Source organism: Janthinobacterium sp. BHSEK, from assembly GCF_056174685.1.
The window spans coordinates 87,792-101,699 of the sequence record NZ_JBWBYV010000003.1 but is presented as its reverse complement, the minus strand read 5'-3'; the positions used below and the strand labels follow the sequence as shown (position 1 = coordinate 101,699).

The following is a 13,908-nucleotide window of genomic DNA, read 5'->3' as shown; positions in this document are numbered from 1 at the left end:
TTTGTCGTGTGATGGGTGGTGTCGGAGGTGGTGTCGGATTACGCGGGCTTTGCCCGCTAATCCGACCTACGATGCTGGCCATGATGCGGCTTTTCTGTGTAAACATAAAATATCCATTTAAGGCGACCTTATTCATTTATGATATGCGCATGACCATCTCATTGCGCCATATCGAGGTTTTCCGCGCCATCATGACGACGGGCAGCGTGACGGCCGCCGCCGCCATGCTGCACACCTCGCAGCCCACCGTCAGCCGCGAGCTGGCGCGCTTCGAGCATTTGACGGGCCTGACCCTGTTCGAGCGCGAACGGGGGCGGCTGCGCCCCACGGCCCAGGCGCTGCAGCTGTTCGAAGAAGTACAGCGCGCGTATTTCGGCCTGGAGCGCATCGTCAGCACGGCGACTGCCCTGCGCCAGTTCGACCAGGGGCAGCTGTCGATCGCCTGCCTGCCCGTGTTTTCCCAATCCCTGCTGCCGCAGGCCTGCAAGCGTTTCGTCGCCGATTTTCCCAAGGTGAGCATCAGTATCACGCCGCAGGAATCGCCGCTGCTGGAGGAGTGGCTGTCGGCGCAGCGCCATGACATTGGCCTGACGGAAGTGGGCAATGCGCCGCCGGGCACCGCGCTCGACACCCTGATGTCCGTCGATGAAGTGTGCGTGCTGCCCGACGGCCATGCGCTGGCCGGCAAGGCCGTGCTGCAGCCGGCCGATTTCGCGGGCCAGCCTTTCATCAGCCTGGCCGCCGTCGACCCCTACCGCCAGCAGATCGATGCGATCTTCGCGCAGGCCGGCGTGGAGCGGCGCATGGCGCTCGACACGCACAGCGCCGCCTCCGTCTGCGCCATGGTGCGCGAAGGCGTGGGCCTGGCCATCGTCAATCCGCTCACGGCGCTGGACTACGCGGGGCAGGGCTTGCAGATCCGCCGCTTTGCCGTGTCCCTGCCGTTCACGGTGAATCTGGTCAAGCCCCTGCACCGGCCCTTGTCGCAGCTGGTGGCCCTGTTCGAGCAGGCGCTGCATGCGCAGGCGGGCGAGGTGAAAAGGCGCTTGCTGCAGCTGTGACGGCGCTTGTGGAGCGGCGGCGGTCAACAGAGTAAAATGGCGTTTTACTTATTCAAGCCTGATTACTTCGATGACCACAAACGCTACTCCCGTCCGTACCCGTTTCGCTCCCAGCCCGACCGGCTATCTGCATCTGGGCGGCGCCCGCACCGCTTTATACAGCTGGGCGTATGCCCGCCACTTCGGCGGCACCTTCGTGCTGCGCATCGAGGACACGGACGTGGAGCGTTCCACGCCGGAAGCCGTGCAAGCCATCATCGAAGGCATGAAGTGGCTGGGCCTGGACCACGACGAAGGCCCGTTCTACCAGATGGCCCGCATGGACCGCTACCGCGAAGTGGTGGCGCAGATGCTGGCCGAAGGCACGGCGTATCACTGCTACTCGTCGCCGGAAGAAGTCGAAGCGATGCGCGAGCGCATGCGCGCCGCCGGCGAAAAGCCACGCTACGACGGCACCTGGCGCCCGGAGCCGGGCAAGACCCTGCCGGCCATCCCTGCCGACCGCAAGCCCGTCGTGCGCTTCAAGAATCCGCTCGATGGCGACGTGACGTGGGACGATGTGGTCAAGGGTACGATCGCGATCTCGAACCGCGAGCTGGACGACCTGGTGATCGCCCGCCCGGACGGCACGCCGACCTATAACTTCTGCGTGGCCGTCGATGACTGGGACATGCAGATCACCCACGTGATCCGCGGCGACGACCACGTCAACAACACCCCGCGCCAGATCAACATCCTGCGCGCCATCGGCGCGCCGCTGCCGCTGTACGGTCACCTGCCGATGATCCTCGGCGCGGACGGCGAGAAGCTGTCGAAGCGCCATGGCGCCGTCAGCGTGATGGATTACCCGGCGCAGGGCTTCCTGCCGGAAGCGATGCTGAACTACCTGGCGCGCCTGGGCTGGAGCCATGGCGACGATGAAGTGTTCTCGACCGAGCAGTTCTGCGAGTGGTTCAACCTGAATCACCTGTCGAAATCGGCGGCCCAGTTCAACAATGAAAAACTGGCCTGGCTGAATAATCACTATATCAAGCAGGCCGACAATGCCCGTCTGGCCGACCTGGCGCGTCCGCAAATGGTCGCCGCCGGCGCCGTCTTCGAAGGCGCGCCTGATCTGGCGCAAGTGCTGGGCATGATGAAAGAGCGCGCCAACACCGTCAATGAGCTGGCTGCCGCCTCGATGCTGTTCTTCCGCGCGCCGCAGCCGGAAGCTGAACTGGCAACGCAGCACATCACGGACGCCATCAAGCCCGTGCTGGCGCAGTTTGCCGAGCGCATCGCCACGGTGGAGTGGAGCAAGGAAGCCGTGGCCGCCATGATCAAGGAAGTGCTGGCCGCCAACGCCATCAAGATGCCGCTGCTGGCCATGCCCTTGCGCCTGATCCTGACGGGCCAGCTGCAGACGCCGGCCATCGACCAGGTGGTCGTGATCTTCGGTCGCGACACCGTGCTGGCGCGCCTGGCAAAGTGGCTGTAATCGCCGCGCTGAATTGAGCGCGTAAACGCAGTGCGGAAACCGCCCCTATGAAAAGTTGCTCATAGACGAAAAAGGGTATTTGCAGAGTGAAACTTCTTTGCTATACTCTTGTTTCTGCACCAACGGGGGTATAGCTCAGCTGGGAGAGCGCTTGCATGGCATGCAAGAGGTCAGCGGTTCGATCCCGCTTACCTCCACCAGCAGCAATGATGTTGCTTGTTGAAGTGGTGCAGATGTTGTTTGGAAGTTCCGCGGTCCCCATCGTCTAGAGGCCTAGGACATCACCCTTTCACGGTGAGTACAGGGGTTCGAATCCCCTTGGGGACGCCAGGTAGTTGTGGTATAGTAGTGGCAGTTGTTTGTACTGATTGTTGTAAGTTCAGGCCAGTTAAAAGACGGGTTCTGGATGGAAAGCAAGTAGTGGAACAAAGTCGCCAAGTGCGGCTTTTATTATTTCTGCGCCCGGGGGGTATAGCTCAGCTGGGAGAGCGCTTGCATGGCATGCAAGAGGTCAGCGGTTCGATCCCGCTTACCTCCACCAACAGCGCAGAAGTAAGGCGGCAAATTGTAGAAGCAAAAATGCAGTACCCAGGTCCCCATCGTCTAGAGGCCTAGGACATCACCCTTTCACGGTGAGTACAGGGGTTCGAATCCCCTTGGGGACGCCAGTTCAGTCTGGTGTTGTAGTCGTAAAGAAGTAGCAGTGTTTCTGCGCCCGGGGGGTATAGCTCAGCTGGGAGAGCGCTTGCATGGCATGCAAGAGGTCAGCGGTTCGATCCCGCTTACCTCCACCAACAGCGCAGAAATCACGTGATAATCAAAGTCGCCTCGGGCGGCTTTTTTTATTTCCGCGACACTTCCCGCCATACCCCTCGGGGGAATATGGCTAAGCTGTTAGCGCGCTTGCATGGCATGCAAGAGGTCAGTGGTTAGCTCCCGCCAACCTCCACCAACAGCGCAGAAGCAGGCAGTAAATAAATCAAAGTCGCCTTGGGCGGCTTTTTTTACGTCTGCGAATTAAGTGCCATACCCCTCTGGGGTGTCGCGTAGGTCGGATTAGCGCAGCGTAATCCGACAGCGCCGTCGGCCTGCATCAACTCCACGTGCATGCTAGGTCGCATATGCGGCTTTTTTTGCGCCAGCTAAAATTGCAATACGCAGTATTTCCATATCCTGCGAGGATCTTCCGCCACATAGGAGGAGCCCCGCAAATAAGATGGAAAATAAAACTCCCGGCAGTTGATTTCGTGAATCGCCCCATGCTATACTTCGCGCACGCTTTTTTGAGGGGCTAAGCAAAGCCTTCAACGAAGAGTCCGCTGAGAGTAAAGCCAGCACAGGTCCCCATCGTCTAGAGGCCTAGGACATCACCCTTTCACGGTGAGTACAGGGGTTCGAATCCCCTTGGGGACGCCAGGATTTAGTTGTAAAGCAAGAGTGCAGTGCTGAACGGGCCTGACAAGTCAGGCTTTTTTTGTTTCTGCCATATTGCTGCAGTACCGGGTCAGGATGCGAAATAATGCATTCAGGACAGATTTCTGTCCCCATCGTCTAGAGGCCTAGGACATCACCCTTTCACGGTGAGTACAGGGGTTCGAATCCCCTTGGGGACGCCAGATTCGCGTAGTAAAAAGGTCGGGATGCAAAGCAGCGCATCCAGGACAGATTTTCTGTCCCCATCGTCTAGAGGCCTAGGACATCACCCTTTCACGGTGAGTACAGGGGTTCGAATCCCCTTGGGGACGCCAGACCGGCTGAATCAGCCAACAAAAAAGCCGCCTGGTAACAGCGCGGCTTTTTTGTTATTGGCCGCCATGCCCACGTTTTTCTCTTCCCGTCGACTATGCCACTACCTACCGATCGCGCACCATCCCTGGCCATCTTCTGCAAAGTCGTCGACAACTACGGCGATATCGGCATTTGCTGGCGCTTGGCGCGGCAGTTGAGCGGCGAGCACGGCGTCGCCGTCACCCTGTGGGTCGATGATTTATCCAGTTTCCGGCGCATCTGCCCCGCCATCGACGTGGCGGCCGAGGCGCAGCAGGCATCCGGCGTCACGGTCCGCCACTGGCGCGGCCAGGATGGCGTGTTTGCGCCCGCCGACGTCGCCGATATCGTCATCGAGTTTTTTGCCTGCGATATTCCGCCCGGCTATATCACCGCCATGGCGCAATGCACGCCGCAGCCCGTGTGGCTGAATCTGGAAGGACTGACGGCGGAAGAGTGGGTCGAGGGTTGCCATGCGCTGACGTCGCCGCGCCACGGCATGATCAAGCATTTCTTCTTTCCCGGTTTTACCGATAAAACGGGTGGCCTGCTGCGCGAAGCGGCGCTGGATGAGAAAAGGCTGGCGTTCCAGGCCGATGCGCCCGCCATGGCGGCCTTCCTCGGGCAATTCGGCGTGACGGCGGCGGAAATGTCCGCCTTGAAGGTATCGCTGTTCTGCTATCCGTCCGCGCCCGTCGCCGAACTGTTCGCGGCTTGGCGGGCGGGTGAGCAAGCTGTGGTATGTCTGGCGCCGGAAGGCGTCGCGTTCGACGCCGTTCAGGCGTTTATAGGCGACGATGCGGCAGTGGCCGGCGCGGCGCGCACGCGCGGCGCGCTCACCGTGCGCGTGCTGCCTTTCGTGCCGCAGGACGATTACGACCGCCTGCTGTGGGCTTGCGACGTCAATTTCGTGCGCGGCGAGGATTCCTTCGTGCGTGCGCAATGGGCGGGCCAGCCGTTTCTCTGGCATATCTATCTGCAGGATGAAAACTTGCATCACGTGAAATTGCGCGCCTTCCTGCGGCGCTATGCTGTCGATGCGGACGGCCCCATCGACAGCCTGGTGCAGGCGGCGCTGGCCTGGAATGGCGCCAGCGCGGACGCCTTGCCGTGGGCGCGGCTGTGGCCCGCATTGCAGGCCGATCTGCCGCGCATCCGGGCGCGCGCGCAGGCCTGGCAGCGGCAGATGCAGGCGCATGGCGATCTGGCAAGTAACTTGCTGGCGTTCGCCGGCGCGACGAGATAGGCGCTTGCCAAAAATTAAGGTAAAATGCTCGGTTATTTCTAACGTATTTTTAACCGATCAAACGCAAGCTTGCGGCGCTGATGGCGCACAGGCGGCAGATGGTCTTCATGCAACCCACTTTTTACGTACATTCCTATGAAACCCGCAAAAGAAATTCGTGTTGGCAATATCATCATGGTCGACAGCAAGCCAATGATCGTGTTGCGTTCTGATGTCAACGGTTCGAGCCGCACGGGCTTCACCTACAAATGGAAGATGAAAAATCTTCTGACGAACACCCCGATGGAAAACGTGTTCCGCGGCGACGACAAGTTCGACGTTGTTGTTCTGGATAAAAAGCCAGTGACGTATTCCTACTTCGCCGACCCGCTGTTCGTTTTCATGGACGCTGAATACAACCAGTACGAAATCGAAGAAGAAAACCTGGGCGAAGCGCTGAACTACCTGAAAGATGGCATGGAATGCGAAGCCATTTTCTACGACGGCAAGGCTATCTCCGTTGAACTGCCTACGACCATCGCCCGTCAAGTGGTGTACTCGGAGCCTGCGGTCAAGGGCAACACGTCGGGCAACGTCCTGAAAGAAGCCAAGATCGAAAACGCCATCGACGCACACCGCCACACCGTACAAGTGCCGCTGTTCGTGGCACAGGACGACGTGATCGAAATCGACACCCGTACCAACGAATACAAGCGTGTCGTACGCAACTGATACGCCCCAGTGCTTGACCATCAAGAAACGCTGCCTTCGGGCGGCGTTTTTTTTTTGCTTGAAAAATAATTCCTTTCAACAACAATTGTGTTGCTAGGACTGCTATGCTATGGCTAGCACATTATTGCGGTAGAAACATTGAAGTTTCCTGGAGATAGCATGCAGCGCAGTCAGATGTTACGCAGTGGTGCGTCCCGGGGCGTGGCGCGCCCCGTATTGGCCCGTGCCACGGCGCCCGCCAGCCCCATGGCCCATCTGCTCGATGCGGGCGTCTTGCCGCAACAGCAGATGATGCAGGCAGGCAAACTCAGTTCGCATGCGCTGACGTCGCAGTACCTGAGGCGCATCCGTTCCCTGTGCAGCACGGGCGCGCGCGCCTATCCCGGCATTGAAATCAATCCCGATGCCTTGAAAATTGCCCTGGAAATGGACCGCGAACGGCAAGTGCACAAGGTGCGCGGCCCCTTGCACGGCATCCCCATCGTCTTGCGCGACAATATCGCCACGGGCGACCGCATGAAGACGCGCACGCAAGCACCCCTGGCCACGCATGCCAGCTGCGATTCCTTTGTGGCGGCGCGCTTGCGCGCGGCCGGCGCCGTCATCATCGGCAAAAGCAATTTGCGCCAGTGGGCCGCCGTCAGCATGCCGCATGCCAGTGCCAGCTGGGCCGGCCTGACTATCCTGGCCGTCGACAGCGCGGCGGACGGCTCCATCGTCGCGCCTGCTTCAAACTGCGGCCTGGTCGCCATCAAGCCCACCGGCAGGACCGCTGGCGGGCAGGGCGGCGAGCCAGCCACGGCTGGGCCGATGGCGCCCAGCGTGCGCGAGGCTGCCTGGCTGCTCGCCGCCCTGACGGGCGAGCGCCTGGCCGATGGCTTGACGCTCGACCTTGCCGGCTTGCACGGGCGTCGCATCGGCGTGGCGCGCCACCTGTTCGGCCTGTGTGCGGGGACCGATGCCGTGATCGGGCAGGCGCTGCTGGTGTTGCGCGCACTGGGCGCGGAACTGGTCGAGACGCCGCCCGCGCCCGGGCCTGGCGGCATCGAAGCGCTGCTGCGTTCGCATACGCTCGATGCGCTCGTGGGCCCCACCTGCCATGGCGTATCGCCGCAGTCCGACTTGCCGCATATCACGGTGCCTGCCGGCATGGTTGGGGGCTTGCCGGTCGGCTTGTCCTTCATCGGCCCTGCCCACGGCGACATGCCGCTCATTGCGATGGCGTATGCCTACGAGCAGGCGACTTTGCACCGGCACACGCCCGCACTGCCATCGAGCATCGCCCTGGCGCTGCGTTGACCATGATTTTTCCTTTTGTTTTCTTTTGATAATCTATGCTTGCAATCTTGCTGCTGACTGCGGCCGCGGCCGCCAACCCGACTCCTTTTGATGCCGCGCAACTGTCCGGCAGCTGGTCCGACAGCGTGAACACGAGCAGTGTGTGCGAAGAAGCGCGGCACTTTACGCGCATGCAGTTGTCTGACGATCATCAGCGGCTGGCGATCTTCAACGACCGCACGTGGAAAAGCAAGCTGGGCGAAACCAACCGCTTTGCCGCGACGGTCGTGGCGGAAACGGAGCGCAGCCTGACTTTGCGCTATGACAATGAAACCCGCGTCAACGACGCTGGCAAGCTGGTGGAATGGCAATTGATCATCGTCGCGCCGGGCGTGTACCGCTGGCGCGAGACGGGCTGGCCGGAAGGCAAGGTCAACGGGGTCGTCGGCATCCGCTGTTCTCCCTGAGGCGCGCGCACCGGCATGCCATTCTGCTATGCTGCCTCCATTACTGAATGCTGTTAGGAGATTGCATGTCCGCACGTTTGCTGTTTCCCCTGTTCCTGGGCGCCGCCGTGGCGCTGGCCGCCATGCCGGCGCAAGCGCGTACGCCCAAACTGTCGCTGATCGAGCAGGCGCAAAGCTGCGATGGCGGCCATACCTGCCCGTATTTCCCCGACGTCTACAAGGCGGACTACGCCTTTCGCAAGGCGTTCAACGTGGGGCTGAAAAAGGCTGGCCTGAAGCGCCAGCGCTGGGTGCCCGATGGCGTGGCCAGTCCGCTCAAGCCGGTCGAGATCGACGGCAAGGCACGCCTGCTGAGCAGCGTCTGCGAACCGCACAATTGCGGCCACCGCTACTCCATTTTGTACGACCCGGTCGCGCGCAGCATGACGGGCGTGTACATGGGCAGCGATGCCAAGGGCGGCTTGCGCACCGTGTATTTCGGCGAGCCCAGCATCGCCGAAGCCGACTTGCTGTACAAGAACTGATGCACGCGCCATTACACATTTCCAGCGAGCGCGGCGAACTGGACGTGCCCATGATCCACCGCTACCTGAGCGAGCAGTCGTACTGGAAGCGTGGCGTGGCGATCGAAACGGTGCGCAAGGGGATTGCCAACGCGCTGTGTTTCGGCGGCTATGCGGATGGCCAGCAAGTGGCGTTCGCCAGGGTCATCACCGACTACACGGATTTTGCCTACCTGCGCGACGTGTTTGTATTGCCGCCATACCAGGGGCGCGGCTATGGCAAGCAGCTGGTGGCCGCCGTGCTCGGCGATGAGCGCTTGCGCGCGGTCACCTGGATGCTGGGGACCGATGATGCGCATGGCCTGTATGCGGGCTTTGGCTTTGCGCCATTGGAGGCGCCACACAAATACATGCGCCGCCCGGCATCATGATAGTTGGTAAAACAATAGTTTATTCCGGGAAAACCATTAATATTGTTGCATGAGATTAATGTTGCATTGATAATGACAGCATGTCATTATTCGCGCTCTGCAGCGTGCAGTGCATTGCTGGTGCTGTGCTTTGCCGTCGCCTCCAGGCGGGGGCAAAGGTGGTGAGCGGTCCGATTGGTCGTCCCTGGCACGTTTTCTCGTCACTTTAAAGGAATACATCATGAAACAATATGGCGCCGAGTTCCTCGGCACGTTCTGGCTGGTACTGGGTGGTTGCGGCAGCGCCGTGCTGGCCGCCGCCTTTCCCGGCCTCGGTATCGGCTTTGCCGGCGTAGCCCTGGCGTTTGGCCTGACGGTGCTGACCATGGCTTACGCCATCGGCCACATCTCGGGCTGCCACCTGAATCCGGCCGTCTCGATCGGCCTGTGGGCGGGCGGCCGCTTTCCTGCCAGTCAACTGTTACCGTACATCATCGCGCAGGTACTGGGCGCCATTGTGGCCGGCGGCGTGCTGTACGTGATCGCCAGCGGCCAGGCCGGTTTCGATGTCAGCAAGGGCTTTGCCTCGAACGGCTTCGGTGCCCATTCGCCGGGCGGCTATTCGATGCTGTCGGCGCTGGTCATTGAAATCGTGCTGACGATGTTCTTCCTGATCGTCATCCTGGGCGCCACCGACAGGCGCGCACCGGCCGGCTTCGCCCCGCTGCCGATCGGCCTGGCACTGACCCTGATCCATCTGATCAGCATCCCCGTGACGAATACCTCGGTCAACCCGGCCCGCAGCACGGGCGTGGCCCTGTACGTGGGCGACTGGGCCACCAGCCAGCTGTGGCTGTTCTGGCTGGCACCGATCATCGGCGCCTTGCTGGGCGCGCTGGCCTACCGTTTGATCGCGGGCGAAAAAGAGTAGGTCGGCTTGGCCCGCAGGGCGTAAGCCGACAATGCCGGCAACGCAGTTTGTCGGCTTACGCGCGGCGTTGCCACGCTAAGCCGACCTACGCGGCGCCCGTCATTGGCGCATTGCCCGGTGCGCAGGCATCGTCGTAGGTCGGCTTGGCCCGCAGGGCGTAAGCCGACAATGCCAACAGTGTAGCTTGTCGGCTTACGCGCGGCTGCGCCACGCTAAGCCGACCTACGCGGCGCGCCACTCGCTCAGGTAATGCTGCGGCGTGCGGCCCAGGATGCGGCGGAACATGGCGCTGAAGGCGCTGGGGCTGGCATAGCCCAGCGCATAGGCGATGGCCGCCACGCCTTCGCCCCGGTCCAGGCGGCAGAATGCTTCGGCCAGGTGGACTTGCTGCAGCCATTGGCGGTAGTGCAAGCCCGTTTCCTTTGGGAATAAGCGGATCAGGGTGCGCGCGCTGGCGCCCGCATCCTGGGCCCATTCCTCGATGCTGCGCCGGCTGCCGGGCGCGTCCATGATGGCCGAGCAGACGGCCACCAGGCGGCGGTCGCGGGGCCAGGGGATGGCGAGGGGCACGGTGTCGGCCGCCGCCAGTTCCGACAGGATCAAATGGGCCAGCCAGTCGCCGCGCCCCGCCAGCGCATATTCGATCGGTTCGGCCAGCAAGGCCAGGATCAGTTCGCGCAGCAGCCGGCTCACTTCCAGCACCTTGCAATCGGCGCCATACGGGGCCGCCACCTGCGCGTCGATGTACACGGTGCGCATGCTCAATTCGCTCAAGATATGGACTTCGTGCACGACGCCCACGGGAATCAGCAGGGCGCGCCGGGGCGGCAATATCCACACGCCATGTTCGGTGGAAACGCGCATCACGCCTTGCGTCGCATACAGCAGCTGCGCCCGCACGTGGCTGTGCGGCGCCGTATAGTCGCCCGCCGCATATTGCCTGGACATGGCCGTCACGGGGCGCGGCACGTGCTGGTAATCGTGCGAGCTCGTGCTGCGGCTGAACGGCACGCCATCGGGGTGGGTCTGGACGGGTGGGTGGGTGTACATGTCGGTCGTTGGCTTGTCGCCTGATTGTCACTTAGTTGTCACTTGAGCGACGATTATTGGAAGTTATCAGTTCAGTGACCATACTATACTGGCTTCTTTGCCGGGCCGCCCGCCGTGCCCGATTATTGCGGATGATACATGCACACAACCACAACTGCCGCGGCATTGGCCAAGTCCGTGCCGGCGGCTCCCTCGCTTCATAGTTCCCAACAACAATCCGGTCTGGCCATGCACATCCTGGGCGCCGTCGCCTTCGTGCACTTGCTCAATGACTTGATCCAGGCATTATTGCCGTCGATTTATCCGATGCTGAAAGCCGAGTTTTCACTCAGTTTTACCCAGGTCGGCCTCATAACCCTGACGTTCCAGTGCACGGCATCGTTGCTGCAGCCCTGGATCGGCTTGTACACGGACCGCCGTCCGCTGCCCTTCCTGCTGCCGGTCGGCATGTGCTTTACCCTGGCCGGAGTGCTGATGCTGTCCGTCGTCACCACCTTCCCGACCTTGCTGCTCGCCGCCGGTCTGATCGGCGTCGGCTCCTCGACCTTCCACCCGGAAGCGTCGCGCGTGGCGCGCATGGCCTCGGGCGGGCGCTACGGCTTTGCCCAGTCTCTGTTCCAGGTGGGCGGCAACGTCGGTTCCGCCCTGGGGCCGCTGCTGGCGGCCGCCGTCATCGTGAACCGGGGGCATGGCAATGTCGCCTGGTTCAGCCTGCTGGCCGTGCTGGCCATCGGCGTGCTGTACAAGGTCAGCCGGTGGTACAGCGGCCACCTGGCCAGCTTCAAGCCGAAGGCGGGCGGCCATGGCCCGAACCTGTCGCGCAACAAGGTGATGGGCGCGCTGGCCGTGCTGGCGCTGCTGGTGTTTTCCAAATACATCTACATGGCCAGCCTGTCGAGCTACTACACGTTTTACCTGATCGACAAATTCCACCTGTCGCTCGGCGATGCCCAGCTCTACCTGTTCCTGTTCCTCGCCGCCGTGGCGGCCGGCACCTTTATGGGCGGCCCCATCGGCGACCGCATCGGCCGCAAGCGCGTGATCTGGATTTCCATCCTGGGCGCCGCGCCGTTCACCCTGCTGCTGCCATATGTCGACCTGTTCTGGACGGCCGTCTTGACGGTGATCATCGGCTTCGTGATTTCTTCCGCCTTTTCCGCCATCGTCGTCTTTGCGCAGGAACTGGTGCCGGGCAAGGTGGGCATGATCGCGGGCATCTTCTTCGGCCTGATGTTCGGCGTCTCCGGCATCGCGGCCGCCGCCATGGGCCACCTGGCTGATATCTCCGGCATCGCCTATGTGTATAAAATCTGCTCCTACCTGCCGCTGCTGGGCATCCTGACGGTGCTGCTGCCGCATATCGAGCAGGCGAAAAAATAAGCGGGTGACGCGGGAGGGCTTGACGGCCCGCCCGCGTACATGCGATATTCGTCCCATGATCACTTTCATCCTCCCTCCAGTTTCTGCATCCGCCGCCGCCGCTGCGCTGTGTCCGTGTACCTGGCTTCGTGAGGATGCGGCCCGGTGCCGTTAAACTTTTTACTCCTCATTCCGATGGCCACAGCGTTGAAAAACCTGTGGCCATTTTCTTTTTCCGCAGCGTTAATGAAAGTCCCGCATGACACTTCATCTGTACGATACCTACGCGCGCAGCCTGCGCCCGTTCGAACCCCTTGCCGCCGGCCACGCGGGCCTGTACGCCTGCGGCCCCACCGTCTACGATTATGCGCACATCGGCAACCTGCGTACCTACCTGTTCGTCGACGGCTTGCGCCGCGCGCTCGCATTCAACGGCTTGCAGGTGCGCCACGTGATGAACATCACGGACGTGGGCCATTTGACGTCGGACGCGGACAGCGGCGATGACAAGATCGAGGCGCGCAGCCGGCGCAGCGGCGAGTCGGCCTGGGATATCGCCGCCGCATTCACGCGCGCGTTTGAAGATGATCTGCGCCAGCTCAATATCCTGCCGCCCACCGTCTGGTGCCGCGCCACGGACCACATCGCGGAACAGATCGCCTTCATCCTCGACCTGGAAGCGAAGGGCTATACCTACCGCACGGACGATGGCATCTATTTCGACACGACGCGCCAGGACGGCTACGGCAAGCTGGCGCGCCTGAAGCGCGACGGCCTGCAGGCGGGGAAAAGGGTGGACCTTGGGGAAAAACGCGATATCTGCGACTTTGCGCTGTGGAAGTTCAGCGGCGTGCCGGGACAGCGGCAGATGGAGTGGGACAGTCCGTGGGGCCTGGGCTTCCCCGGCTGGCACATCGAATGCTCGGCCATGGCGGAAAAGCACCTGGGGACGTATTTCGACATCCATTGCGGCGGCGAAGACCATGTGGCCGTCCACCACAGCAACGAGATCGCGCAGACGGAAGCGCGCCACGGCACGCGCCTGGCCAACTTCTGGCTGCACGGCGCCTTCCTCAAGACCCAGGATGCGAAGATGTCGAAATCCTCGGGCGACTTCCTGCGCCTGCAAAGCCTGGCGGAGCAGGGCGTCGATCCGCTGGCTTACCGCTACCTGTGCCTGGGCGCCCACTACCGCAGCAGCCTCAATTTCACGGATGAAGCCCTGCGCGCCGCCAGCAGCGGCCTGGCGCGCCTGCGCGTGGCCGTGCATGGCCTGGGGGATGCAGGCGGCGAGGCCGATCCCGCATGGCTGGCGCGCTTTGCGGCGCAGATCAACGATGACCTGAATTATCCGCGCGCGCTGGCCGTGGCCTGGGAGCTGCTGAAAAGCGCGCTGCCGGACGCCGTCAAAAAGGCTACCATGGCCCGCTTCGATGCGGCGCTGGGGCTCGATCTGCTGGCCTGGCGGCCGGCGCAGGTGGAAGTGCCGCAGCCGGTGCTGGCGTGGCTGGCGGAACGGGCCAATGCGCGCGCGCAGCGCCAGTGGGCCGAGGCGGACCGCTTGCGCGAACTGGCGCGCGCGGCCGGCTACGACATCGACGATACGCCGCAGGGCCAGCAGGCGCGCGCTTTGTGACACCCTGTGAGC

At 62.2% G+C, this 13,908-nt stretch carries 12 protein-coding genes and 8 tRNA genes; 19 read left to right on the top strand and 1 reads right to left on the bottom strand.

Annotated features, from left to right (window positions below; translation table 11 throughout):
• Positions 1-149 precede the first annotated feature (149 nt).
• The 17 genes from AC0V2Y_RS01145 (at position 150) to aqpZ (ending at position 9,851) form a co-directional block, all read left to right on the top strand.
• Positions 150-1,061 carry a LysR family transcriptional regulator gene (locus tag AC0V2Y_RS01145; RefSeq protein ID WP_475413552.1) on the top strand — a complete coding sequence of 304 codons (912 nt, stop codon included), beginning with the start codon at positions 150-152 and terminating at the stop codon, positions 1,059-1,061.
• A 70-nt stretch (positions 1,062-1,131) separates the two neighbouring features.
• Positions 1,132-2,538 carry a glutamate--tRNA ligase gene (gltX, locus tag AC0V2Y_RS01140; RefSeq protein WP_475413551.1) on the top strand — a complete coding sequence of 469 codons (1,407 nt, stop codon included), beginning with the start codon at positions 1,132-1,134 and terminating at the stop codon, positions 2,536-2,538.
• Positions 2,539-2,662: 124 nt separating this feature from the next.
• A tRNA-Ala gene (locus AC0V2Y_RS01135) sits at positions 2,663-2,738 on the top strand.
• Positions 2,739-2,792: 54 nt separating this feature from the next.
• Positions 2,793-2,868: transfer RNA gene (locus tag AC0V2Y_RS01130), tRNA-Glu, on the top strand.
• Between the two features lie 135 nt (positions 2,869-3,003).
• A tRNA-Ala gene (locus tag AC0V2Y_RS01125) sits at positions 3,004-3,079 on the top strand.
• Positions 3,080-3,130: 51 nt separating this feature from the next.
• Positions 3,131-3,206: transfer RNA gene (locus AC0V2Y_RS01120), tRNA-Glu, on the top strand.
• A gap of 50 nt (positions 3,207-3,256) precedes the next feature.
• Positions 3,257-3,332, top strand: a tRNA-Ala gene (locus AC0V2Y_RS01115).
• A 546-nt stretch (positions 3,333-3,878) separates the two neighbouring features.
• Positions 3,879-3,954, top strand: a tRNA-Glu gene (locus tag AC0V2Y_RS01110).
• A gap of 124 nt (positions 3,955-4,078) precedes the next feature.
• Positions 4,079-4,154, top strand: a tRNA-Glu gene (locus tag AC0V2Y_RS01105).
• A gap of 56 nt (positions 4,155-4,210) precedes the next feature.
• Positions 4,211-4,286: transfer RNA gene (locus tag AC0V2Y_RS01100), tRNA-Glu, on the top strand.
• A gap of 95 nt (positions 4,287-4,381) precedes the next feature.
• The gene (gene earP / locus AC0V2Y_RS01095; protein WP_475413550.1) at positions 4,382-5,551 is read left to right on the top strand and encodes an elongation factor P maturation arginine rhamnosyltransferase EarP; all 1,170 of its coding nucleotides are present in this window, start codon (positions 4,382-4,384) and stop codon (positions 5,549-5,551) included.
• 135 nt (positions 5,552-5,686) lie between these two features.
• Positions 5,687-6,262 carry an elongation factor P gene (locus AC0V2Y_RS01090; RefSeq protein WP_034778059.1) on the top strand — a complete coding sequence of 192 codons (576 nt, stop codon included), beginning with the start codon at positions 5,687-5,689 and terminating at the stop codon, positions 6,260-6,262.
• 159 nt (positions 6,263-6,421) lie between these two features.
• Positions 6,422-7,561 carry an amidase family protein gene (locus tag AC0V2Y_RS01085; protein ID WP_475413549.1) on the top strand — a complete coding sequence of 380 codons (1,140 nt, stop codon included), beginning with the start codon at positions 6,422-6,424 and terminating at the stop codon, positions 7,559-7,561.
• Positions 7,562-7,596: 35 nt separating this feature from the next.
• Positions 7,597-8,007 carry a hypothetical protein gene (locus AC0V2Y_RS01080; RefSeq protein ID WP_475413548.1) on the top strand — a complete coding sequence of 137 codons (411 nt, stop codon included), beginning with the start codon at positions 7,597-7,599 and terminating at the stop codon, positions 8,005-8,007.
• Between the two features lie 65 nt (positions 8,008-8,072).
• On the top strand, positions 8,073-8,531 hold the full coding sequence (locus AC0V2Y_RS01075) for an Ivy family c-type lysozyme inhibitor (RefSeq protein ID WP_475413547.1): 459 nt from the start codon (positions 8,073-8,075) through the stop codon (positions 8,529-8,531).
• Entirely contained in the window at positions 8,531-8,941 is a 411-nt protein-coding gene (locus AC0V2Y_RS01070) for a GNAT family N-acetyltransferase (protein ID WP_475413546.1), read from the top strand. The genes AC0V2Y_RS01075 and AC0V2Y_RS01070 overlap by 1 nt, the downstream gene beginning before the upstream one ends.
• A 220-nt stretch (positions 8,942-9,161) precedes the next feature.
• Positions 9,162-9,851 (top strand): aquaporin Z, encoded by a 690-nt coding sequence (gene aqpZ, locus AC0V2Y_RS01065; RefSeq protein WP_475413545.1) that lies wholly within the window; start codon positions 9,162-9,164, stop codon positions 9,849-9,851.
• Positions 9,852-10,073: 222 nt separating this feature from the next.
• Here aqpZ and AC0V2Y_RS01060 read toward each other — a convergent pair whose 3' ends face one another.
• Positions 10,074-10,901 (bottom strand): AraC family transcriptional regulator, encoded by an 828-nt coding sequence (locus tag AC0V2Y_RS01060; protein WP_475413544.1) that lies wholly within the window; start codon positions 10,899-10,901, stop codon positions 10,074-10,076.
• Between the two features lie 228 nt (positions 10,902-11,129).
• On the opposite strand from AC0V2Y_RS01060, the gene AC0V2Y_RS01055 reads away from it, so the two are divergent.
• Both AC0V2Y_RS01055 and cysS read left to right on the top strand, forming a co-directional pair.
• On the top strand, positions 11,130-12,281 hold the full coding sequence (locus AC0V2Y_RS01055) for an MFS transporter (protein ID WP_475413722.1): 1,152 nt from the start codon (positions 11,130-11,132) through the stop codon (positions 12,279-12,281).
• 238 nt (positions 12,282-12,519) lie between these two features.
• On the top strand, positions 12,520-13,896 hold the full coding sequence (gene cysS, locus AC0V2Y_RS01050; RefSeq protein WP_475413543.1) for a cysteine--tRNA ligase: 1,377 nt from the start codon (positions 12,520-12,522) through the stop codon (positions 13,894-13,896).
• Positions 13,897-13,908 lie beyond the last annotated feature (12 nt).